General features: G+C 43.5%; 28 protein-coding genes. 11 read left to right on the top strand and 17 right to left on the bottom strand.

Going from position 1 to position 21070, the window contains the following annotated elements; genetic code table 11:
• Positions 1 to 87, top strand: an 87-nt coding sequence (locus OA79_RS18130; protein ID WP_156486281.1) for an IS3 family transposase, incomplete at its 5' end; no start/stop codon positions are given.
• A gap of 91 nt (positions 88 to 178) precedes the next feature.
• Here the strand turns inward: OA79_RS18130 and yjgA are convergent.
• From yjgA to OA79_RS15455, 9 genes are all read right to left on the bottom strand, one after another.
• Positions 179 to 715 carry a ribosome biogenesis factor YjgA gene (gene yjgA / locus OA79_RS15495; protein ID WP_063334141.1) on the bottom strand — a complete coding sequence of 179 codons (537 nt, stop codon included), beginning with the start codon at positions 713 to 715 and terminating at the stop codon, positions 179 to 181.
• Positions 716 to 721: 6 nt separating this feature from the next.
• On the bottom strand, positions 722 to 2071 hold the full coding sequence (mgtE, locus tag OA79_RS15490) for a magnesium transporter (RefSeq protein WP_063334140.1): 1350 nt from the start codon (positions 2069 to 2071) through the stop codon (positions 722 to 724).
• Positions 2072 to 2077: 6 nt separating this feature from the next.
• Positions 2078 to 2347 (bottom strand): HPr family phosphocarrier protein, encoded by a 270-nt coding sequence (locus OA79_RS15485; protein WP_063334139.1) that lies wholly within the window; start codon positions 2345 to 2347, stop codon positions 2078 to 2080.
• A 10-nt stretch (positions 2348 to 2357) separates the two neighbouring features.
• A complete protein-coding gene (ptsN, locus tag OA79_RS15480; RefSeq protein ID WP_063334138.1) occupies positions 2358 to 2807 on the bottom strand; it encodes a PTS IIA-like nitrogen regulatory protein PtsN in 450 nt (149 codons plus the stop codon).
• A 16-nt stretch (positions 2808 to 2823) separates the two neighbouring features.
• Positions 2824 to 4311, bottom strand: a complete 1488-nt coding sequence (locus OA79_RS15475; protein ID WP_063334137.1) for an RNA polymerase factor sigma-54 — start codon at positions 4309 to 4311, stop codon at positions 2824 to 2826.
• Between the two features lie 75 nt (positions 4312 to 4386).
• Complete coding sequence (gene lptB / locus OA79_RS15470; protein WP_063334136.1) at positions 4387 to 5112, bottom strand: LPS export ABC transporter ATP-binding protein; 726 nt, start codon at positions 5110 to 5112, stop codon at positions 4387 to 4389.
• Between the two features lie 3 nt (positions 5113 to 5115).
• Positions 5116 to 5622, bottom strand: coding sequence for a lipopolysaccharide transport periplasmic protein LptA (lptA, locus tag OA79_RS15465; RefSeq protein ID WP_063334135.1), 507 nt, complete (start codon positions 5620 to 5622; stop codon positions 5116 to 5118).
• Positions 5606 to 6139 (bottom strand): LPS export ABC transporter periplasmic protein LptC, encoded by a 534-nt coding sequence (gene lptC / locus OA79_RS15460; RefSeq protein ID WP_231908890.1) that lies wholly within the window; start codon positions 6137 to 6139, stop codon positions 5606 to 5608. The genes lptA and lptC overlap by 17 nt, the downstream gene beginning before the upstream one ends.
• Positions 6140 to 6183: 44 nt before the next feature.
• Entirely contained in the window at positions 6184 to 7182 is a 999-nt protein-coding gene (locus OA79_RS15455; RefSeq protein ID WP_082825503.1) for a calcium/sodium antiporter, read from the bottom strand.
• Positions 7183 to 7312: 130 nt separating this feature from the next.
• Between OA79_RS15455 and OA79_RS15450 the strand changes: the two genes are divergently transcribed.
• The 4 genes from OA79_RS15450 to OA79_RS15435 are packed head-to-tail and all read left to right on the top strand — an operon-like array spanning position 7313 to position 9976.
• Complete coding sequence (locus OA79_RS15450; protein WP_063334133.1) at positions 7313 to 8107, top strand: ABC transporter ATP-binding protein; 795 nt, start codon at positions 7313 to 7315, stop codon at positions 8105 to 8107.
• On the top strand, positions 8104 to 8886 hold the full coding sequence (gene mlaE, locus OA79_RS15445; RefSeq protein WP_063334132.1) for a lipid asymmetry maintenance ABC transporter permease subunit MlaE: 783 nt from the start codon (positions 8104 to 8106) through the stop codon (positions 8884 to 8886). The genes OA79_RS15450 and mlaE overlap by 4 nt, the downstream gene beginning before the upstream one ends.
• Position 8887: 1 nt before the next feature.
• Complete coding sequence (mlaD, locus tag OA79_RS15440; protein ID WP_063334131.1) at positions 8888 to 9349, top strand: outer membrane lipid asymmetry maintenance protein MlaD; 462 nt, start codon at positions 8888 to 8890, stop codon at positions 9347 to 9349.
• Positions 9350 to 9355: 6 nt separating this feature from the next.
• Positions 9356 to 9976 carry an MlaC/ttg2D family ABC transporter substrate-binding protein gene (locus OA79_RS15435; protein ID WP_063334147.1) on the top strand — a complete coding sequence of 207 codons (621 nt, stop codon included), beginning with the start codon at positions 9356 to 9358 and terminating at the stop codon, positions 9974 to 9976.
• A 359-nt stretch (positions 9977 to 10335) separates the two neighbouring features.
• Here OA79_RS15435 and OA79_RS15430 read toward each other — a convergent pair whose 3' ends face one another.
• From OA79_RS15430 to OA79_RS15420, 3 genes are all read right to left on the bottom strand, one after another.
• A complete protein-coding gene (locus OA79_RS15430; protein ID WP_063334130.1) occupies positions 10336 to 10965 on the bottom strand; it encodes an OmpA family protein in 630 nt (209 codons plus the stop codon).
• Between the two features lie 129 nt (positions 10966 to 11094).
• Entirely contained in the window at positions 11095 to 11517 is a 423-nt protein-coding gene (locus tag OA79_RS15425) for a VOC family protein (protein ID WP_063334129.1), read from the bottom strand.
• Between the two features lie 88 nt (positions 11518 to 11605).
• On the bottom strand, positions 11606 to 11932 hold the full coding sequence (locus OA79_RS15420; RefSeq protein ID WP_063334128.1) for a hypothetical protein: 327 nt from the start codon (positions 11930 to 11932) through the stop codon (positions 11606 to 11608).
• Between the two features lie 96 nt (positions 11933 to 12028).
• Between OA79_RS15420 and OA79_RS15415 the strand changes: the two genes are divergently transcribed.
• The gene (locus tag OA79_RS15415) at positions 12029 to 13057 is read left to right on the top strand and encodes a nucleoid-associated protein (RefSeq protein WP_063334127.1); all 1029 of its coding nucleotides are present in this window, start codon (positions 12029 to 12031) and stop codon (positions 13055 to 13057) included.
• 40 nt (positions 13058 to 13097) lie between these two features.
• On the opposite strand, the gene OA79_RS15410 is transcribed toward OA79_RS15415, so the two are convergent.
• Together OA79_RS15410 and OA79_RS15405 are read right to left on the bottom strand one after the other, a co-directional pair.
• Entirely contained in the window at positions 13098 to 13748 is a 651-nt protein-coding gene (locus OA79_RS15410; RefSeq protein ID WP_063334126.1) for an HAD family hydrolase, read from the bottom strand.
• Between the two features lie 229 nt (positions 13749 to 13977).
• A complete protein-coding gene (locus OA79_RS15405; protein ID WP_063334125.1) occupies positions 13978 to 14166 on the bottom strand; it encodes a hypothetical protein in 189 nt (62 codons plus the stop codon).
• Positions 14167 to 14313: 147 nt separating this feature from the next.
• Between OA79_RS15405 and OA79_RS15400 the strand changes: the two genes are divergently transcribed.
• Entirely contained in the window at positions 14314 to 14790 is a 477-nt protein-coding gene (locus OA79_RS15400; RefSeq protein WP_063334124.1) for a DUF2947 family protein, read from the top strand.
• 101 nt (positions 14791 to 14891) lie between these two features.
• On the opposite strand, the gene OA79_RS18490 is transcribed toward OA79_RS15400, so the two are convergent.
• Entirely contained in the window at positions 14892 to 15044 is a 153-nt protein-coding gene (locus tag OA79_RS18490; RefSeq protein WP_231908889.1) for a hypothetical protein, read from the bottom strand.
• Between the two features lie 75 nt (positions 15045 to 15119).
• Positions 15120 to 15554 (bottom strand): DTW domain-containing protein, encoded by a 435-nt coding sequence (locus OA79_RS18485; RefSeq protein ID WP_231908888.1) that lies wholly within the window; start codon positions 15552 to 15554, stop codon positions 15120 to 15122.
• Between the two features lie 397 nt (positions 15555 to 15951).
• On the opposite strand from OA79_RS18485, the gene OA79_RS15390 reads away from it, so the two are divergent.
• Complete coding sequence (locus OA79_RS15390; RefSeq protein WP_231908887.1) at positions 15952 to 16662, top strand: DUF1499 domain-containing protein; 711 nt, start codon at positions 15952 to 15954, stop codon at positions 16660 to 16662.
• A gap of 92 nt (positions 16663 to 16754) precedes the next feature.
• Positions 16755 to 17342 (top strand): TetR/AcrR family transcriptional regulator, encoded by a 588-nt coding sequence (locus tag OA79_RS15385; RefSeq protein WP_063334122.1) that lies wholly within the window; start codon positions 16755 to 16757, stop codon positions 17340 to 17342.
• Positions 17343 to 17392: 50 nt separating this feature from the next.
• On the opposite strand, the gene OA79_RS15380 is transcribed toward OA79_RS15385, so the two are convergent.
• Entirely contained in the window at positions 17393 to 19150 is a 1758-nt protein-coding gene (locus tag OA79_RS15380) for a DEAD/DEAH box helicase (RefSeq protein WP_063334121.1), read from the bottom strand.
• Between the two features lie 85 nt (positions 19151 to 19235).
• On the opposite strand from OA79_RS15380, the gene OA79_RS15375 reads away from it, so the two are divergent.
• Entirely contained in the window at positions 19236 to 19928 is a 693-nt protein-coding gene (locus tag OA79_RS15375; RefSeq protein ID WP_082825502.1) for a 2OG-Fe(II) oxygenase, read from the top strand.
• A gap of 139 nt (positions 19929 to 20067) precedes the next feature.
• Entirely contained in the window at positions 20068 to 21063 is a 996-nt protein-coding gene (gene trhO / locus OA79_RS15370) for an oxygen-dependent tRNA uridine(34) hydroxylase TrhO (RefSeq protein WP_063334120.1), read from the top strand.
• The last annotated feature ends 7 nt before the right edge of the window (positions 21064 to 21070 follow it).

Below are 21070 nucleotides of genomic sequence, written 5' to 3'. Positions count from 1 at the left end.
GAATACATCGAGTATTACAACAACGATCGAATTAAGCAGAAACTAAAAGGCCTGAGTCCGATAGCGTATCGGAATCAGGCCTTGTAAAGCCGCTTAGAACAGAGTCCAACTTTATGGGGTCAGTTCAGCAATCAAAACGGGCTTTTTTACGACTTGACTAAGTCGTTATATCATGGGGTTATTCATTTAAACCAAGACGTTTTTCTTCGGTTTCACGTAAAAAACGGAACAGTTTTTTACGATTGGTTGTTTTGCCTTCTTGTGACATTTCTTTTTGTGATTGACGAATTAATTGGCGCAGTAATTGAATGTCTTGGATCTCCGGATGATCCTCGAGATAGTTTGATAGCTCTTCTTTGCTGTTCTCACCGATCAAAGCATCACGTTTGATTTCCAGTTGATGGAAGAGTTTGTTGTAGGCCGCTGACGTCGAATCAAACAGTGCTATGCGTTGATCAATGGCTTCATAGTCTTCCGTTCGCATCACTTTACCAATGTACTGTAAATGTCTTCTAGTGGCTTCATGGTGCTTGATACGATCGGCCTCGGCCAGAGCATCCCTAAGCGTGTCAGACATAGGGACTTTCTTTTGCTGATTCTTACTGAGCTTCAATAGCTTTTTGCCGATCTCTTGCAAGGCTTCCATTTCGCGCTTGATCTGAGTTTTGCTCTTAGGGGTGTCTTCTTCGTTTTCGAATTGATCAAAATCTGTCATGGGAACCTATACAAGAAAAATAGTCGCGAGTCCGAGGAAGGATAAAAATCCGACCACATCGGTCACGGTAGTCAAAATTACACTGCCCGCTAAAGCGGGATCGATACCAATCTTTTTTAAGAAGATTGGCAATAATGTACCTGTTGTTGCAGCAAACAATAGATTAATAATGGTCGCGCCTGCAATGATATAGGCAATCTTGATGTTGTCAAACCAGATGGCCGTTAATGCAGCGATAACACTGGCCCAGAGTAGGCCATTAATCATACCAACAATCAATTCACGATTAAGCAACCATTTGGCGTTGGTTGAGCCAATTTGATTGAGTGCGATACCGCGAATGACCAAAGTCAGCACCTGAGAGCCGGCAATACCACCCATACTGGCCACAATGGGCATTAGAATCGCGAGCGCAACGACTTGATCCAGGGTGTTTTGAAAAAGCCCAATGACATACGAGGCGATAAAAGCGGTAATCAGATTAATGCCAAGCCAGACTGCGCGTCGTTTGGTGGTTTTTAAAATAGGTGAGAAAGTATCTTCATCATCATCAAGACCAGCCATGCTTAACATCGAGTGTTCGGCTTCATCTCGAATAACGTCGACCACATCATCAATGGTAATACGACCCAATAGCTTCTTGCTGTCACCATCGATAACAGGGGCGGATACTAGGTCCATTTTTTCAAATAATTGCGCGACGTCACTGGCGGGCGTGTCGGCATTGATGACAGTGCAGTCGGTGTCCATAATATCGCGAACGGTGTCTTCGGGGTCACTGACTAACAGTTTGGTCAGTGTTAGGGTGCCGAGCAGACGATCTGATCGACTGACGACCAGCAAGTTGTCTGTCATATCCGGAAGGCTAGAATGGCGACGTAAATAGCGGAACACGATATCAACCGTAATGTTGGGTCGAATGGTAATGGTGTCCGTGTTCATTAAGCCGCCAGCAGAATCTTCCGAGTAGCTTAATAGCGCTTCAACTCGGGTTCTGTCTTGAGCGGTCATGGACGACAGAACTTCTTTTACAACCGTTTCTGGCAAATGTTGTAATAAATCGGCTAAGTCATCACTTTCAAAATGCTCGGATACGGCGACTAGTCGCTCTGTATCCATTTCTTTCATGAATTGCACACCAATGTCTTCGCTTAGATATTGGAGTACTTCACCTTCGCTTTTTGAATCAATCAGTTCCCAGAGAAGTTTACGTTCTTTCGGTGGGGAGGATTCAAGTAAGCGAGCAACATCTTGTGCAGGAAGGGCGCCGTTAAGTAAATAGCGAATCTGCATGGTCGCCCCAGATTCGAGGGACTCCGATACGGTTTGCAGATGACTTAACGTTTTTTCTGACATCGAGTGTTACTCGTCTTCGCCAAAACGATTATTAATTAATTCAATAACGGCTTTAATGGCCTCTTCCTCATCTTCACCATTGGTTTTGACAAGAATTTCAGTACCTTTGCCAGCCGCTAGCATCATCATTGCCATGATGCTTTTACCATCAACGTTACGGCCTTCTTTTTCAATGGTAATGTCACACGAAAAGCGAGACGTGGTTTCAACGAGTTTGCCAGCGGCACGAGCATGCAGGCCAAGTTTGTTGATGATGGTGATGCTTTCTTCCTGCATGCTGTGCTCCCTAAATTAATGATTCAAAGCTGGTGTATAAGTCTTCATTGTTTTTTGCTGCGCGTAATTTGCTTAGCGCATCCGGAGACTGAGCCAGTTCAGCGATCTGTGCCAGGGTAGACAAATGCTGGTCGCATTCATTCGGTGGGACGATAAGGGCAAAAATCAAATCGACAGGCTGCTTATCGATTGAATCAAAGTCGATTGGTGTTTGTAACGACATCACCACAATGGCGGTGTGATTAGCGGATTCCAAACGACAATGAGGAATGGCAATACCATTACCAATGCCGGTACTGCCTAATTTCTCACGACCTAATAACGCGTCATACACGGCTTCGTTGTCACAGTGTAGGCGATTGGAGGTGATTTCGGCCAAGCTTTCTAGAACACGTTTTTTGCTGACAATGTCTTGTTTGGCAAGCACGAGTTCGGCTTTTACTAGTGAGTTTAATGGCATGATAACTTTATACCTGTTAAATCAATCTTTTACGTTCATTTGAAGGAGGGATGTTCATCGCCTCTCGATATTTCGCAACAGTACGTCGTGCAACTTGAATGCCTTGATCGGCCAAAATGGTGGCCAATTTGTTATCGCTTAATGGCTTTTTGGCTGGTTCATCCGCAACCAATTTTTTAATCATAGCTCGAATTGCAGTGGAAGAACATTCACCACCAGAGGCCGTGTTTACATGGCTAGAGAAGAAGAATTTCAGCTCAAAAATACCTTTAGGGGTATGCATGTATTTTTGTGTGGTCACCCGTGAAATGGTCGACTCGTGCATGCCAACTTCTTCTGCAACATCATGTAGCACCATGGGTTTCATGGCTTCTTCGCCTAACTCAAAAAAATCAATCTGTCGACTGACAATACAGCTAGCGACTTTTAGCAAGGTTTCATTACGGCTTTGTAAGCTCTTCATGAACCATTTTGCTTCTTGCAGTGAGTTTTTAATATAGCTTACATCTTCTGCTGTAGAAGCGGTGCTGGCCATTGCTGAATAGGTTTCATTGATTTTGATTGGCGGCAGTGCGTCATTGTTTAGCTCTACTTGCCAAGTACCATTGCGCTTTTTGACCGAAACATCTGGAATAACATAGTCCGTATCATCTTCATCAATCACAGAGCCCGGTCTAGGGTTTAGCTGCTGGATGAGATGAATGACTTCTTTTAATGCTTCGTCTTTTAATTTGGTTTTACGACTTAGTTGTACAAAGTCACGACTGCCTAAAAGAGGGAGATAATGGCTAATCAGATTCTGTGTGCTTTTATACAGGGGATGATCTTGAAACGCCTCGAGTTGAACCAGCAGGCAATCACGTAAGTCGGTTGAACAGACGCCAATAGGATCGAATCTTTGCAGTCGATGTTGTACGGCGTGAATTTCATCCAGCTCAAGCTCTTCAAGATCTAGGCTTAAAGACTCTAACATGTCTTCTAAGCTAGTACTTAAATAACCATCAGGTTGAACGCAATCGACAATGGCGTAAGCAATCTCTAAGTCTCGATCTGACATGTGAGTGAGGTTTAATTGCCAGATTAAATGGTCCTGAATGCTTTCCGCAGGTGCGTTACGGCTTTCAAAGTCCATTTCATTGTCAAAACTATTAGAGTCACTGACCGCAGCAGAGCTTTGATAGGTATCATCCCAATTGCTGTCGATAGACAGTTCTTCAGGAATATTTTCGGTCCACTCAGATTCTAAACGAGCTTCTTCACCTGACTCGTGATCATTGGCATTGCTGTCCTTGTTTGTGTCGCTGTCCGTCTTTGTTTCAATGCTCGGCGTATCAGTCGATGCGGTGTCATCATCGTCTAGTTCGAGTAATGGATTAGACTCAAGAAATTCGTGAATTTCTTGCTTTAAATCCAGCGTCGAAAGCTGCAGCAAGCGGATGGCTTGTTGCAGTTGAGGGGTCATGGTTAATTGTTGACCGAGTTTTAGCTGTAAAGACTGCTTCATGGAGCAACTCTGTCTGTTTTATTAAATTGGAACGAGTTGTGCATACTACTCCCTTTCTACAACAATGATAAGGGGTTACAGGCGGAAGTCGTCGCCTAAATAGACTTTTTTCACTTGTTCATTATTGATAATGTCGCTGGCCTCACCGGAGGCAATGATATAACCGTTGCCTACGATATAGGCTTTATCACAAATGTCCAAGGTTTCTCGTACATTGTGATCGGTAATTAAAACGCCAATGCCGCTGTCCTGTAAATGTTTAATGATGAGTTTTATATCACCCACAGAAATAGGATCGACGCCAGCAAAAGGTTCATCCAGCAGTATGAACTTGGGGTTCATGGCAAGGGCTCTGGCGATTTCAACTCGTCGACGTTCGCCGCCTGATAAAGCCATTCCGAGGTTTGTGCGAATGTGTGTAATGTGAAATTCTTCTAAAAGCGATTCCAATCTTTCTTTTTGTTGGGCTTTGCTTAGACCCTTACGAGTTTCTAAAATGGCTGAAATGTTGTCTTCAACAGACATTTTTCGAAAAATCGACGCTTCTTGTGGTAAATAACCAATCCCTTTTTGTGCGCGAACATGCATGGCATCTTGGGTAATGTCTTGATCATCAATGAAAATGCCACCGGCATCGTTTGCGACCATGCCCACGATCATGTAAAAACAGGTGGTTTTACCTGCGCCATTTGGTCCTAATAGCCCAACGGCTTGTCCTGACTCCACAGCGATGGAAACATCTTTTACCACAGCTCTCTTTTTGTAACTTTTGGCTAGGTTTTTTGCTTCTAGTCTTGCCATGAATTAGTTTGCCTTGGCTGCTTGTGGTTTTAGGGTCATGGTGACGCGACCTTGGTCTTTTTTCTCAGCGGTAAACGTACCATCTTGGATCATATAAAGAATGTAATCCGCCGAGATTGAATTTTGCATACGGCTTAGATAGCCGTCGCCAATGATTTCGAGCTTACTTTCATCCGTTGCGTAGTGAATTTCATTGCCTTTACTGATGACAATATTACCACTCCAATCAACTTGTTGGCTGAACTTAGCGGGCTTGCCAGAGGCTTCAAGGCTACTGAATCTTTGTGTTGTTGGATCACTAGTGACTTTTAAATATTGCGCCTGAATCTCGATAGAACCTTGTTTAACGAACACGTTACCCTTGTAGATGGCTTGGCCTGTATTTTGGTCAAAAGAGGCTTCATCTGCCTGAATTTCTAATGGCTTTTCGATGTCATTAGGAAGGGCTAAGGCATATTGACTCAGGGCGAATAGGGTAATTAAACCTGTGGTTTTAGTGAATCGTTTCATAATTTCCTCGTACAGATCCCGTCATAATGACTTCTTCTGAATTGATATAGGTCGTAATGGTGCCCGCGGAAGTCTTACCTTGAGTCGATGTAAGGGTCGCATTTCCTTGGCTAGTTAATGATTTGTCTTGATCTAAATAATGAATGGTGTCGGCATTTAATAAAATGTCTGCGGATCCTTGGTATTTTTTCACCGCGATCACGTTATCGGTTAATAAAATGTCATTGCTGCCATCTTCTATGGCACCCTGTTGAGCTTCTGCGTGCCAACTACCGGAAGTCGCATAGCGATCAACATAAGGTTGTTCTAAACGTGTCTTGGCTGCTTGTATGTAATGCAGAGCTTGTTCGGCTTGGATAGTCTCTATGAGTTTACCCCGAGCGTCAAACCGCTGTGCTTTAATGTCAGTAATGAAATAGTCAGGTGTGCTGCTTAGTGAATCGGTAGATAACAGATTCACTTTGGGTGCCGTTTTATACCAAAAAAAAGCCATCGCGATGACAGCGAATGCTGTCATCAAAATTACCATGCGAAAGGATTTGTTTGAATGTTGCGAAGACATTAAATAGGTCCACTAGTACTAAGTATGATTAAGTATAAAGCGTAAGAGGCCAGTAGGGGTAGACCTACCCATCTTGGAATGCTGCTATTTTTGGCTTTTTTGAAGAGAATAATCGCAATGACTAGCGCGAACGTGAGGCCAAGAGTCCAAGGGAAATCACGGGTTAAAATGCTGTGATCAATAAGGCCTGGTGCAATAAGAGCGGGTAAAGGCAGTACTGTCGCTAGGTTGAAAATGTTCGAGCCTAGAATATTGCCAATGGCAATATCATGATGGCCTTTTCTCACGCTACTGATTGAGGCGGCCAGTTCAGGTAGGCTGGTACCGATGGCGACAATGGTTAAGCCAATGATTAATTCGCTGACACCAAGTTGGGTCGCAATGCCAATGGCTCCCCATACAAGTAACTTCGAGCTGCCGATGAGAACCGCTAAGCCTATTATCGCAATGGTTAATGACTTGCCAACAGAGCTGCCGTCGTCTTTAGGTAATTCTTCGACTAACTCACTGGATAAATCTTTACCGCCGCGCAATAAAACGAAAAGTATTGCGATAAAGGCCGTGATGAGAATGATGCCATCCCACACGCCCAAAAACTGATCATAAATTAAAATGCCGGCAAGAAGGGTAATGCCTAATACTAATGGGGCTTCTTTTGTGGACAAGCCAGGTGCGACGGGAATGGCTGAGAACAGCAGGCTAGCCCCTAATACAAGAGCGATATTGGCGATATTAGATCCGAGAACGTTACCAACGGCAATTTCTGGTGCTTGATCTAAAGCCGCGATGGCTGACACCACCATTTCAGGAGCGGAAGTGCCAAGGGCAACAAGAGTGATACCGATAATAATTGGACTGACATTCATTTTCTCAGCGACGAGTGCAGAATGTTCGATGAATTTGTCAGAGCTAAGAACTAAAAGAATCAGCCCTGCAATTAGGGCAGCAGAAAACAACAGCATGATAAAGGTATTACTCATAATTTCAGGGGTTACCATTTAATGAGGTTTGGCGTTTAAATTCAAGGCTTGACCTAGGAAACAAATTGTATTTAAGCGCGTAAGATTTTATTTTTAAAAATGCAATGATAGTATCAGTCGATATTCGCTAGGGAATAAGGGTGTATTAGTGGTTGATGCTTATATAGAAGTTCATGATCTCAGTTTTTACAGGGGTGACAGAGCCATTTATGAAAATGTCTCTTTGACCATCCCCAAAGGCAAGGTGACCGCTGTGATGGGCCCAAGTGGCACAGGGAAGACAACCTTACTGAGGTTGATTGCGGCTCAGTTGTCGCCGGATTTAGGGCGTATTTTAGTGGCGGGCGAAGATGTGCACCGCTTGTCTAGAAAAGCCTTGTACAACGTTCGCAAAAAAATGGGCATGTTGTTTCAAAGCGGTGCTTTGTTCAGCGATATGTCGGTGGCCGAAAATATTGCCTTTCCATTAGAGGAGCATACTCAACTAAGTCGATCTGAAATAGACTCGATTGTGCTTGATAAACTGCACAGTGTTGGTCTACGCGGTGCGGCCAGTTTAATGCCTTCAGAACTTTCTGGTGGTATGGCGCGACGTGTTGCTTTGGCCAGAGCCATTGCGCTGGATCCTGATTTGGTGATGTATGATGAACCTTTTACGGGACAGGATCCTATCTCTAAAGGTGTGTTGGTGAAATTGATTCGTCAGTTGAATGATGAAGCGAACATTACCTCTGTTTTGGTGTCCCATGATGTAGAAGAGTCTTTATCCATTGCTGATCATGTCTGCATATTGGCAGGAGGGCGTGTCATTGCAGAGGGCTCGCCTGAAACAATTCAAGCATCGACTGACCCTCAAGTGATGCAATTCCTTCGTGGTGAGCCTGATGGCCCTGTACCATTTCATTATCCAGAGGCGTCAGAGAGCCAAGGAGTACCCCAATGAATATGTTAGTGGGCTTGGGAGCTTGGTTTTTAAACTGGCTTGAAGCAGTTGGTCGTGCAGGAATATTTCTAGCCCAGAGTGTGCTGCGTATGCCTGTACGTTTTAGAGAGTCGATCCGGCTTTTAATTCAGCAGCTTTATGCGGTGGGTGTGTTGTCTCTGGTGATTGTGGTGGTCTCAGGTGCCTTTATTGGTATGGTGCTCGCCTTACAGGGATACAGTATTTTATCAAAATTTGGCTCGGAAGAAGCGGTTGGACAGTTGCTTGCTTTGTCTTTGTTGCGAGAGTTAGCGCCTGTGGTCACGGCGTTATTGTTTGCTGGTCGAGCGGGTTCCTCTTTGACGGCTGAGATTGGCTTGATGAAAGCCACCGAGCAGTTATCCAGTTATGAAATGATGGGGGTGGATCCGTTAAGACGCATTATTGCGCCACGCTTCATTGCAGGGGTGATATGTTTGCCTTTACTTAGCATCATTTTTTCGGCCACTGGGATCATTGGAGGATTGCTGGTTTCTGTCGGTTGGCTTGGTGTTCATGATGGCGCATTCTGGTCTTTGATGCAGCAATCTGTGTATTTTGATACGGACATTATGAATGGCTTCATAAAGGCCGTATGTTTTTCTGTTGTGGTTACTTGGATCGCTGTTTATCAGGGATATGAGTGTGTGCCGACTTCCGAAGGAATAGGTAAAGCCACCACTCGTACTGTGGTATTAGGGTCATTAGCCATTTTGGCATTGGATTTTGTTTTAACGGCAGCCATGTTTGGGGATTTTTAGGATGAGAAGTAAGCGTACTGAGTTGTTGGTAGGTTGTTTTATATTATTAGGTGTTGCCGCATTTGTTTATTTAGCGGTACAGGTGAGTGGCTTGGCTTTTTCTGCCCAAAAAGACACATACCAAATTGTGGCTCGATTTGATGATATCGGTGGTCTGACCAGTCGCTCTAAGGTCACCATTGCTGGCGTGACAGTAGGTACCGTTGAGTCTATTTCATTCGACAAAGAGTTGTATATGGGCTTAGTTAAAATGAACATCAATGCCGATGTTGATAATATCCCAACCGATAGCTCGATTGCGATTCTAACCAGTGGTTTATTGGGTGAGAAATACTTAGGTATTACCATAGGGGCGGATGAAGAGATGTTGCAAGAGGGCGGTGAAATATTTGATACGCAATCCGCTTTAGTGCTTGAGAATTTGATTAGTCAGTTCCTGTTCAAATCAGGTGACTCGGAGTAAATGGTTATGTTTAAAGTGCTTTCTAGCGTTTTCATGATGCTTTCTCTTTTATCGATCAGCTCTGCTTGGGCGGAAGGTGAAGAGGGCGCAAGAGACACCGTTATTCAGGTTGTCGATGCTTTTCGTAAGGACATTGTTCAGGACAAGGTCTTTTTGGCAGACAATCCATCTGTTCTAGAAGAGCGAGTGGATCGTATTTTGGCCAAAGTGGTTGATTTTGACTACTTTTCTCGTAAGGTCATGGGGAAGTATTATCGTCGTGCAACGCCTGAGCAAAGGACGCGTTTTGCCACGGTAACAAAAGACACATTGTTGCGAACTTATGGTAAGTCTTTATTAGACTTAGATCCGGATAAGATCAATGTCCAGCCTTTAGGGCCGCAAGGTCGAGGGCGTGAAACTAAGGTTAAAGTAGACTTTCAAATGGCTGACGGTGGACTGTTAAATATTATTTTCTACATGAAAGAGTCTAAGCAACAGCAATGGCTGTTAAGTAATGTGTCGATAAACAATATCAACTTTGGCCGGACTTTTCTCAAGCAGTTTGGGGTAATGATGGAGCAGAATCAAAATAGTATTGACAAGGCTATCGACGCTTGGAAAGCATCTCTGGCGAAACAGTCTTAAATCACACATCAATAAACGCCTTTATGAATCCGCTCTCAGTTAATGAGAGCGGATTTTTTTTGTTGTGAGGCTCATGCACTGTATTGAACTATTTATTGTGGCATGGGGCTACTGCTTATCTGTTAAGCGCATATAGCATTGTGGCTAGGTTTTTCTGTGCGATATTGGATGTGATTTGAGAGAAGGTGGAAGGTTTTTCGTTTCGCTAAGTCTTGTGGTCGCTATTGTTTTTTCGTGGGTGTGATGCGAAGAAAGAGGTGTCAATATTGATGTGTGGGTTGCCGCTGAAAGTGGCATAAGCAATCAAGTTTTCTTTAATTGAAAAAATGACTTATTACAAGGATGAAAAAGAGAAGGTTTTAGTTTTTACGGTTGTAAGCCGTATTGGCACTTTGATCAACGCTATAGATTGTCCAGCGTTGGTTGGCGAACTGCTGTTTGGCAAAAACTTCCGCGACAACGCGACGATTTTGACTGCGACCTGTGGTTGTTTCGTTGGTGGCGATAGGGCGGGTTTCACCATAGCCGACACCTTTGACGCGGTCTGCTTTGATGCGAAAGCTATCCACCAGAACATCAGCAATAGCGGAGGCGCGTTTCTGAGATAGAATGCGATTTGATTCTGCCGATCCCAGACTGTCGGTGTGACCCTCAATAACAACCGTGCTGGTTGGGTGTTCACGAAGGAACGTTGCAAGGTCTTTGAGTTCGGAATAGAAACGCGGTTTGATGTTGGCTTTGCCTGAATCAAACAAAATGTTTAGTTCAACCGAGAGTAATTTGGAGCTTTGGTTTGGGCAGCCTTCATTGTCTATGGCTGAGCCAATAGGGGTATCTGGACAAAGATCACGAGCGTCAATCACACCATCACGATCAGCATCGGCAAGGCGTGCCTTTACATTTGACGCATACAGACTTTCGGCTGTTGCGAAATGGCTAAAGGCAAGCAGGCTAACTGCAATGCTGATGTGTTTAATGAATGACGTCATAAATAACTGGCTCTTTATACAACTTACTGGATAGCTTAAGGCAAAAAAACACTAGTAGCTATGGGCTTTTTGTATCTTTGTTTTATTAAATTGCTAAATTGTAAGTTTTTGTTAAGAAAAAGCTGGTTTCTACCAGCTTCCCGTGTTTTCCATCGATGCCCAAGGCTCAGCAGGATCTAACGAGCCATCTTTTTGAAGTAGTTCAATTGAGATGTTGTTAGGGTCCTTGATGAAGGCCATGTGGCCATCTCTTGGTGGTCGTAAAATGGTCACTCCCATGTTTTGGAGGTTTTCGCATACTTGGTAAATGTTATCTACTTCAAAGGCTAGGTGGCCAAATTGATCACCGCCTGAGTAGTTTCTATCATCCCAGTTATGGGTTAATTCAACCTCTGGAGCGCCTTGTTCTGTTGCGTAATAGATGAGTGAAAACTGGCCCTTTTCACTGTCCATACGGCGTGTTTGTATTAAACCTAAGCCTTGTGTGTAGAAGGCGTGGCTTTCCTCTGGTTTGTCTGTTCGTATCATCGCATGTAAGTAACGAATCGACATTATTCTCTCCTTTTTGATTTTTGCTCGTCTGGCATTATGGCAATAAGACTCAATAAATACAAAAAGTTAAGATGAACTTACACGCTTTTTACTCATCTTCCCATACCCAACGTAAGGGCTCGCCAAAATCATCGTAAATGACTTTTTTCTTCGGTTTGTTCTTGTTTGTCTTGGTTATAGATGTTGGTGGGGTTGGGCGTTTTTTCTGTTGAATGGCTGCCACGACATGATTTAGTGGTGTGCGGTCTTGTCTTGGTTCACTAAAGCCGATGTGACTCGTGTTATACTTGCCATCAACAAGACCTGATTCGCCCATGTCGACTTGTTGGATTTCTCCTTTGGCTTTGATAAATGCCTCGACCAAAGACTCGAGTTCTTGTCGTGTCTCTTTTTTTGTGGTTTTAGGTTTTATCATGGCGCTTTTATTGTAGAAAATCCTATTGTGAATGAAGGCGTTACAGGTTTAATGAAAAAAGTCATTAAACATTCATATTAAACGTAGAGGTAGCTGGTGTCTATTAGCAACTTAATTGTGCATGAAATTCAGAAGCACGAAGGCGAACGAAAGGCCATTTTAATTGCGCGTCCGAATGAGAATCCGGTAGACAGTCAGGCGGAAGCCCTGTCGGCACAAGTGACGAATCTATTCAATCGATCTGGTATGAATACCGGGCGATTTGCCAATCCGCAAGGTAGCGAAGAAGGATCGCAGTTGCCTGGTTTGTTGTATAAGCATTTTAAAGACAATGATTTTGCCGATTTTGCCGCTTTCACCAAAGATTGTGCGGCTGAATATTTAAAACATCTAGAAGCAGTAGAAGAAGCGGAAGGTGGTTTGTTGTGGTTTAACCACTATGAGCTTCACGATACCCATTTTCTATACATTGTTATGTTGAAGCGTAAAAAAGGCATTGGCCTTGGTGCGGATTTGAGTTTGTCACAGATTGAACAAATCGAGATGGAAAAGCTGCACATGGCATTGCGTATCAACTTGACGGCTTGGCAGTCTGGTGATGAAGGGCGTTATATTGCTTTCCGCTTTGGTCGTGCGCCTAAGTTTGAAAGTGAATACTTTACCCAGTTTATTGGTTGTGATGAACCTAAAGCGGCAGCAAAAGAAACACGTAAGTTAGTGGATCTAACCTCTGCGTTTTGTCAGGCAGAGGGGATTCCTTCAAAACAAGCGAATGAATTTAAGAAAGTTGTCTCTGAGCATTGTCAGTCAAAAGCAGAAGAGCGTGAACCGCTAGAAATTAAAGACATTGCGTCACAGGTAGAGTCTCGTTTCTCGGTTGAGCAAGCCAACAAATTCTTAGAAATTGCCGATTCTGATAGCTTTAAAATGGAGAAAGAAATTTTCGTTGAAAAAGCGGCGTTGAAAAAATTAACGCGTTTATCAGGAAGCTCCCGTGCTTTAACCTTAAGTTTTGATAGTGAACTGCTGGGTGAATCCATTCAGTTTGATGCAGACTCTGGTACCCTGGTGATCAAAGAGTTGCCAAAGAGTCTACTCAAACAGTTGCAAGCAATTTCTAACTAATAAAGTAGATAGTGTGACTCGCTAGAAAGGCGTGGAAGCCTTATTTATTTAGATTTAATAAGGCTTCCAGTTGCGTCATATTGTCGAATACTTCCGTGGCGCCTGCAGCCAATTGTAGCTTGGCAGGAACGGTCTCACTGAACGCAAATACACGCATTCCAGCAGCACGCCCCGCACGAATCCCCGCCACAGAGTCCTCTATAACAATGCAGTCTTTTGGCTCGACATTAATGGCTGCGGCCGCTCTTAAGTATAAATCGGGCGCTGGCTTACCGTGTTCGACGTCTTCTACGCAGAAACGCGTTTTGAAACGCTCAGCTAAGTGGATTTTGTGAAGTTTAAAGTTCATCTCTTGACGTCTGGCATTGGTTGCCATGGCAATAGGAACCTGAATTTTACTCAGTAATTCTGGCACCCCTTGAATGGGTTCCAATTGTTCGTCCATGAGGGCCTGAAATTTGTCTCGATAGTCGGTATCGAAGTTGTCAGGTAAGGCTTTACCAAGCATGGCTTCAGCATTGCGAAGGTTTTCTTGGTTAGTAAAACCAGTGAATTTGTCGTGTAGGGTCTGATCGTCTAATTCTAAGCCTTGCTCTTTCAGCATGGCGCGCAATAAATCGTTTGATAGGTTTTCCGTATCGACGATCACGCCATCGCAGTCAAATAAAACGGCCTTGTAAGAATACGTCATAAAACAGCTTATTGGGTTATGAATGTGCTTTGATAATAACGAATTTACTTGTCGTGAAGGAAGTAGAACAAAGTAATAAGTGTGTACTCATTAAGAAAAAGAGAATGAGCGTAGGAAGAAAGGAAGGGAGGGGTTTTATTATTTTTCTCCCCTTAAGAGAAAATATCTAAGGTATAATCGTACGCTAAATGCGTTTGTTATACTGGTATTGGCCTAAGCGGCTAGGGAATTAGCTAGCTTGGCTTAGGGTTTGTGAACGAAGGCTGACTTTCTTGATAGAGCGTACAGTAGCTTTAAAGAAAGCAACAACCGCTTTAGCTTGGCGAGCACGCTTTTGACGACGGGCGTGGTCTTCAATTGTTGTGTCTTTGTAACCCCATTTAGCCAGCAGTGCTTCGTATTGTTTTTGAGAATCCATGAGTCTCTCCTTAATTGGTTGGTTTAAAAATGTTGTTTTATTACAACAAGAGTTATATTAGTTAAGGTTGACCAATCGAACAAACGATCCTTTTTCACTCTATAGTTGAGTTTTATTCACCTTTATTAAATTGTAAGGAAAATAGTCTTGTACCAAGCATTATCTCTGTTCTCTAAAAGTTGGATTTTCAAGCGCCAAGACCCTAAGGTGGTGCCAGAAGATTTAGCCCAAATCCACTTTTTAGTCGCATCAAAAGCAGAGCAAATTTGGCGTGATTACATTAGTCAAGATCAGCTTCATCCTGATCTTTTTACAGAGCATGACTGGCCCAATAAGGTGCCTGAAGGTATTGAGATTAATAAGGCTCATTGGGAAAAAGTGTGGGATAGTGAGGCGTCAGAATTACCCGAAGAAGTGCTGGCCCATTGCAATCATTGGGGGGAAGATACCATAGTGTATTTTTGTTGCCATAACGAGCAGGTCTTTGAGCTTAATTGGGGAGTGTTTAAGCGTACATGGAAGGCTTTCTTGTTTTTAGACAACGGCCCAATTTTAGTGGGTAAAAAGAAGAAGCAAGCTTTGCAGTTTCATTCTAATGGTTGGGTTAATTTATTGATGAGATAAATTAACCGGATAGAAAATAAGCAGGTGAACGTGCTTTTATGTAATTTAGTTACATTTTGGCTTGGCGTTTTTGTTATGTACCGACCATGTAATTTGGTTGTTTAGGGTTGTGCTGAATGTTCGTTGCCTCGCTTGCGACTGGTTAAACAAGCCTGATTAAACGCTTGGTAATATTGTAATAAATGCTCGCTGTGGTTCTTGAGTCCTAAACTGTCTAACAGCATGGCGGTGACTTCTGCCGTGGCATATTGCATGTCATGCTGAGAGTGTCTTACTAAAAATGAGCGCTGTGCTGCTTGATTGATTTCAAAATGAGGTGTGTTCTTAAGTCACTCACTTTGATGGAACATCTTGCTGGCCTGTTTCCAAGTGCCATCAAGGATTACAAAGGTGTGTGGTTTTCCGGTTTCCTCGTCTGTTTTTAAAATGTCTTGCTGATCTCTAACGTTTCTGCCTTGGTTTTGGGCTGTTTCTGTATTGGGAAACAAAATCGTGCAGCTTTCTTTGAGTTCGTTTAATAGATTCAGCAAGGCTTTGTCTGGCTCGGTTCTGCTCCAAATAAACGCCTTTGTCTGATTGGGGAAAAGATCTGCGATTAATCGGCCACTGTTGGTGGGTTTGTGTATTTCGTCTCGATGATAAAGCAAAATGAACTGAAGAGAGGTGTTTTGCATTTGTCTTTGAGTGCAAAAGCAGGCAAATTTTGCCATTAAGCAACTAGGGCATCGCTTGGCATTTGAGCCTCTTGCTAGAAAAGGTCTCATGGCTTTGGCCTCGCAGTCTTCTCTTAATTGATCGACGGCGTGTTTTGGAAACGGTCTGGTCATCATTGTCTTCGTTTTTTTAGTAGAGCGTCATTATGGTTTTTTTGGGGGGAATGTCTATGGGCGTTTTGGTTATTAAAAATGCCATCTAGTGTCATTGCTATGTCACTCTTTAATGTATAAATTTGTTTATAATATTGGTGAATTTACACTTTGCTGAGAATGGCTTTAAACAAATTATGCAAATACAGAGGAATGAATTGGAAGCTTCTTTTTAGCGCTGTTCGTGGCCTCTTTCTCACGCTAAGGTGTGAGATATTATTTTGGTACTACTGAGTTATTTATGAGTCGTTATATCTCTCCCGTGTTGTATGTTCTTCTGATGTTAGTGGGATGTATGGCATTTGTTTCAATTGCTGGTGTGCGAGTGGGGATCTTCGAACCACTAACAGGTTTTTCCATGTTGCGTAAAAGTGTTTATGCTTCATTGGTGTTATCCCTATTGGCTATTGTTTCATTGAACGCCTGTCGTAAAGAAAAAAACATCGGTAGTCAGCGTTTCTTTTTTTTAGTACTCATTGTTTCTCTTGTGTACAGCTGTATGTGGATCGGATTTTATCTGCATCGTTCTGATTTGCCCTCTATTAATGACATTTCCACTGATACAGAAATGCCCCCCACCTTTTTAAATGTGAATTTTATCCGCAGTTTCAACGAAAATGATCTTGCGTATAACCCAGATTGGGCACCTATTCAAAAGAAGTATTATCCAAATGTTCAGCCAGTCTTCACGGAAGAAAGTAAACAGCAAGTTTACTATGTCGTGGCGGATTTAGTGCAGGATCGAGGTTGGGAGGTAGTGGCCAAATACCCAGCAGCAGGTGTGATTGAAGCGACGGCTCGAACACCAATATTCGGTTTTCGCGATGATGTTGTGATTCGTATTTTGCAGATGGGGGAAGGTGAGGTTCGTGTGGATATGCGCTCGTGTTCACGTGTTGGTCGAGGGGATTATGGTGTCAACGCTCAGCGTATAGAGTCCTTTATGGCGGATTTAAACACTCGCCTAGAACGCTCCGCTATGCCCAATGTTAATTCTGTTCGATAATCATTTTTTGTTTTTGTGCATTGAAAATCTGCTCGTCATTGAAAATCAGATAAGCTAGGCTTTGATGATTATTCAGTAAAAGGCGTGGTGACGTGAGTCTTCGACAGCAACAAAAACAACATACTCGATCCAAAATCAAAGCCATTGCGAAGCAGGCTTTTCTCTCCCAAGGTATTGCCGCCACAAGCACTCGTTATTTAAGCCAGCAAGCTGGTATTGCAGTAGGCACTTTGTTTGTGCATTTTCCCGACAAGCTGGCCTTAGTGAAGGATATCTTTTTTGATGAAATGGATATCGCATTAAGGGCCGGTGCTCAAGCTCAGTCTCATTGTGTGTCGCCCCTTGAATACCTATCGCAGATGGCGCAAGTATTGTTTCATTTCTATGACGAATACACAGAATTTACTCGAGAAGTGTTACTCGATAGTGTGGTAACGGGTGGCTTCCATACCAATCAAATAGCGATCATTTCTGAAGGCATAGTGAAGCGCTTCCAGCAGGTAGGTGTAGACGAAAAAACGGCGCACATTTTTGCGGAAAACATGGTGGCGAATTATTGGTTCGTATTGTTAGAAAGTGTACCGAAAGGGCAGCTTGGGCAGGCAGCTATGGGGCGTTTGAAGACTTTAAACTTACCCTTTGAAGTGTCTTATCAAAACGCCGCAAAGAAAACACAATAAGGCCATTTGACTCTTTTTTGTGACATAGAAAGGATGAGTTTAGCAGTCGGCTAATTAAGGTCGTTAGCTTTACGAAAGGGGCCTTGATAGTCAAATAGCCGTTCTGTCACTTGCCAATGTTGTTTGTTCTTTTTTGCGATCACGAAGTCCGGTACTGGCAGGTAGTCGACAAAACGAGCCACTTGTTCTGCTCTGTCAAAGTCTATGGTCTGGCTGGCGCTGGCAATTCGTCGCGCGAATAAATCATTAAAACTTTGTCGAGATTTTTTATAGTCGAAACGAAACGTCTCGGACAGGGTTAATCCATCTTCGTCATGGTAAGTGATTTTAATGCTGTTGTCTGAGGCTTGTATACTTGGGCTGATACCAGCGCAGCGCAATACTTTGTTGTCTTTTAGATTTAATGCTTTTCTTAATAGGTCATCAGGATCAATCAATTTTTCTTGGCAGTGCTGACAGTGTCGAGCAGCAATGTCGTTTTCCTCATTACAATGAGGGCAGCGTTTAAACCGAAACCGATACGAACACTGTTCTTCACCATGAGGTGTTTCAATCAATCCGTGGCAGCGCCGACCAAAGTGCTCGATAACATTGCCATCGGTGTCTTTTCGTCCCCAAAAAGTATTGGCAAAATCGCATTCAGGACAATGAATTTGCACTGCGACAGAATCGGCTGTTGGGCGTTTTTCGCCTATCTCTGGTTGGAAAATATTGTAGCCATTGTTGGTGTAATCCAGCACGAGACAATCTTTCTTTCCTGGGCTTAAACGCAAGCCTCGTCCAACAATTTGCTGAAACAAGCTGATGGATTGTGTCGGGCGCAAAATGGCGATGACATCTACATGTGGTGCATCAAAACCAGTGGTTAATACAGAGACATTCACTAAATATTTGATTTGTTTGGCTTTGAACGCTTGAACCAATGAGTCTCTGTCTTTGTTGATTGTGGTTCCAGTAATGAGGGCGGTTTGATCGGCTGGTAAATAGCTGACAATTTCTTTCGCATGCTCTACGGTGGCAGCGAAAATCATCACCCCTTGACGATCTTGACTGAGTTGCAAGATCTGTTCGCTGACCGCTTGTGTGACCCTTGGGTGTTTGTGGATGAGTTCATTTAGGGCGATGTCGTCCGTACTGTGTTCGCCATCGAGACTTTCTGTTAATAGGCTGAAATCATAGTGGGCAATGGCGGCGTCGTAATGAATTGGTGGGGTCAGGTACCCTTTTTTTACCATGTGCTGTAATGGCAATTCGTATATACACTTTTTAAAAAAAGCGTCTTGGGTTGGGCGAGCGTAGCCGTGGTAATGCTGTTCATAAATCCAGCCGCTACCAAGTCGGTAAGGTGTTGCGGTGAGACCAAGAATTTTCACCTTCGGATTAAGGGCTTTAAAGTGTGAGATAGTACTTAAATATTGCCCTTCTGCGTCTTTGCCGATGCGGTGGCATTCGTCAATAATGACCAAACTCATTGCTTGATCAAAGCGGTCTAAATTGGCGGAAATGGATTGGATGCTAGCAAAAATGGTTTTCTCATCATGGTTCTTCTGTTTCAAGCCTGCTGAATAAATGCCAGCGGAGTATCCTGTCGCTTCGAATTTGGCGTGATTTTGTTCGACCAGTTCCTTTACATGGGCAAGGCAGATGACACGACCTCTTGCCAGTCGACTTAATTCGGCAATGACTAAGCTTTTTCCTGCCCCAGTTGGCAGTACAATCACGGCCGGGTCATCGGAACGACGAAAATGCGCCAGTGAAGACTCGACGGCTTGTATTTGGTAATCGCGAAGTTGAAAAGCTGGGCTCATGGTTTGATTATCTGGGTGTGTTAATTGTGTGGCTACAGTATGATAGCTAAATTGGCAATTTTGCCTGTTTAGAAGTGATTAATCTATGCCTCTAGAAATTTTATCCGCACCTAGCTTGTACGTTGAAAATTCGATTCCGACGTTTAGCCGAGAGGAACCGTTTGCCAATGTCTTAATGGATTTACAAACTCAAGGCTGGAGTGTGCAAGACCATTTTTTTTCTGATGAGTTTACGCAGGCGCTCATGACGGAGGCACATAATATTGATAATGCTGACATGTTGCAGGCGGGTATTGGTCGCAAGCAAGATCACCAGGTGATGCTGGACGCACGTCGTGATTACATTCAATGGATTGACCCTGATCGTCCGGTGCGCCGAGATTTTCTCAAGGTCATGGAGGAATTGCGAGTGGCGTTGAATCGACGACTTTTTCTAGGTTTGTTTGATTATGAAGCGCATTTTGCTCGTTATGAAAAGGGGGCATTTTACGAAAAGCATCTTGATGCCTTTCAAGGGCGCAGTAATCGAGTGCTATCGACGGTGTTGTATTTGAATGATGATTGGCAGGATACAGATGGCGGTGAATTTGTGCTATACGATGAGCAGGAGACTGATCAAGAATTAGGGCGTTTTTATCCGCAAAAAGGCCGTCTGGCAATCTTTCTGAGTGAAGCGTTCCCACATGAAGTGTTGTCGGCTCATCGAACTCGTCACAGCATTGCTGGCTGGTTTCGCATCAATAATTCCACAGGTCAACGGGTTGACCCCGAGCAATAAGCTCTTTCCTCGGTAGGGTTTTCATCGGCTGCCATTTTTTGTGTTAATACACTCGAAAAATGGCAAATAAATCTCTATAATGCGCGCCGTTAATCATTGCTCTGGTTTTACGTTCCAGACCGCATAGGAGATAAAGAATATGTCAAAAGTCGTTGTATGTGCCCTTTATAAGTTCGTCGAACTCCCGCATTACGAATCCATTCGTGAACCTTTGTTGAGCGTCCTAGAAGACAACCAGATTCGTGGCACCTTGCTATTGGCAAGTGAAGGGATTAATGGCACGGTCGCCGGCTCTCGTGAAGGTGTTGATGCTATGTTAGCGTGGCTGGATCAACAGCCGAGTCTCGAAAACATTGTCACCAAAGAATCTTATGACGAAGAGATGCCGTTTTACCGCACTAAGGTGAAATTGAAAAAAGAAATTGTCACCATGGGAGTGGAAGGGATTGATCCAAAACGTGTGGTTGGTACTTATGTGAAACCGCAAGATTGGAATGATTTGATTTCAGATCCTGATGTAATGTTGGTTGATACTCGCAACGACTATGAAGTACAGATTGGTACGTTTAAAAATGCAGTCAACCCAAAGACGGATACTTTCCGTGAGTTTCCGTCTTACGTAAAAGACAATATGGATCCTAAAAAGCAGAAGAAAGTGGCCATGTTTTGCACTGGCGGCATTCGCTGTGAAAAATCCACCGCTTACATGTTGGAGCAGGGGTTCGAAGAAGTGTATCACTTAGAAGGTGGTATTCTTAAGTACTTGGAAGAAGTACCAAAAGAAGAAACGATGTGGGAAGGCGAGTGCTTTGTGTTTGATAACCGAGTGTCGGTGAATCACGATTTGGAAAAAGGCGAATACGATCAATGTCACGCTTGTCGTATGCCGATTACCGAAGAAGAGAAGCAAGACGAACGTTTTCAACAAGGCGTGAGTTGTGTGCATTGCTTTGATAAGTATACCGATGAGCAGCGTCAGCGTTTTATTGAGCGCGAGCGTCAAGTGCAGTTGGCTCGTCAGCGTGGTGAAGAGCATATCGGAGCAGAAGTGTTGGATGCCGTCGAGAAACACCGCCAAGAAAAGGCGGCTGAAAAAGAACGTCAGCGCAAAATTCGCGAAGCCAAAGCGAACTAATTAGAAC

This window comes from Marinomonas sp. TW1, from assembly GCF_001625355.1.
Lineage (GTDB): Bacteria > Pseudomonadota > Gammaproteobacteria > Pseudomonadales > Marinomonadaceae > Marinomonas.
This window is presented reverse-complemented; position numbering and strand designations above follow the sequence as displayed.

Coding starts and splice junctions, on each gene's coding strand:
- OA79_RS18490 (WP_231908889.1), bottom strand. CDS start 15,044: ATGCAATATGCCACGGCAGAAGTCACCGCCATGCTGTTAGACAGTTTA.
- OA79_RS15405 (WP_063334125.1), bottom strand. CDS start 14,166: ATGGATTCTCAAAAACAATACGAAGCACTGCTGGCTAAATGGGGTTAC.
- lptA (WP_063334135.1), bottom strand. CDS start 5,622: ATGAAACGATTCACTAAAACCACAGGTTTAATTACCCTATTCGCCCTG.
- OA79_RS15485 (WP_063334139.1), bottom strand. CDS start 2,347: ATGCAGGAAGAAAGCATCACCATCATCAACAAACTTGGCCTGCATGCT.
- OA79_RS15390 (WP_231908887.1), top strand. CDS start 15,952: ATGGCATTTGTTTCAATTGCTGGTGTGCGAGTGGGGATCTTCGAACCA.
- lptB (WP_063334136.1), bottom strand. CDS start 5,112: ATGGCAAGACTAGAAGCAAAAAACCTAGCCAAAAGTTACAAAAAGAGA.
- OA79_RS15375 (WP_082825502.1), top strand. CDS start 19,236: ATGCCTCTAGAAATTTTATCCGCACCTAGCTTGTACGTTGAAAATTCG.
- OA79_RS15380 (WP_063334121.1), bottom strand. CDS start 19,150: ATGAGCCCAGCTTTTCAACTTCGCGATTACCAAATACAAGCCGTCGAG.
- OA79_RS15425 (WP_063334129.1), bottom strand. CDS start 11,517: ATGTCGATTCGTTACTTACATGCGATGATACGAACAGACAAACCAGAG.
- mgtE (WP_063334140.1), bottom strand. CDS start 2,071: ATGTCAGAAAAAACGTTAAGTCATCTGCAAACCGTATCGGAGTCCCTC.
- OA79_RS15430 (WP_063334130.1), bottom strand. CDS start 10,965: ATGACGTCATTCATTAAACACATCAGCATTGCAGTTAGCCTGCTTGCC.
- OA79_RS15420 (WP_063334128.1), bottom strand. CDS start 11,932: ATGATAAAACCTAAAACCACAAAAAAAGAGACACGACAAGAACTCGAG.
- OA79_RS15455 (WP_082825503.1), bottom strand. CDS start 7,182: ATGGTAACCCCTGAAATTATGAGTAATACCTTTATCATGCTGTTGTTT.
- yjgA (WP_063334141.1), bottom strand. CDS start 715: ATGACAGATTTTGATCAATTCGAAAACGAAGAAGACACCCCTAAGAGC.
- trhO (WP_063334120.1), top strand. CDS start 20,068: ATGTCAAAAGTCGTTGTATGTGCCCTTTATAAGTTCGTCGAACTCCCG.
- OA79_RS15475 (WP_063334137.1), bottom strand. CDS start 4,311: ATGAAGCAGTCTTTACAGCTAAAACTCGGTCAACAATTAACCATGACC.
- OA79_RS15435 (WP_063334147.1), top strand. CDS start 9,356: ATGTTTAAAGTGCTTTCTAGCGTTTTCATGATGCTTTCTCTTTTATCG.
- OA79_RS15410 (WP_063334126.1), bottom strand. CDS start 13,748: ATGACGTATTCTTACAAGGCCGTTTTATTTGACTGCGATGGCGTGATC.
- ptsN (WP_063334138.1), bottom strand. CDS start 2,807: ATGCCATTAAACTCACTAGTAAAAGCCGAACTCGTGCTTGCCAAACAA.
- OA79_RS18485 (WP_231908888.1), bottom strand. CDS start 15,554: ATGAGACCTTTTCTAGCAAGAGGCTCAAATGCCAAGCGATGCCCTAGT.
- mlaD (WP_063334131.1), top strand. CDS start 8,888: ATGAGAAGTAAGCGTACTGAGTTGTTGGTAGGTTGTTTTATATTATTA.
- lptC (WP_231908890.1), bottom strand. CDS start 6,139: ATGACAGCATTCGCTGTCATCGCGATGGCTTTTTTTTGGTATAAAACG.
- mlaE (WP_063334132.1), top strand. CDS start 8,104: ATGAATATGTTAGTGGGCTTGGGAGCTTGGTTTTTAAACTGGCTTGAA.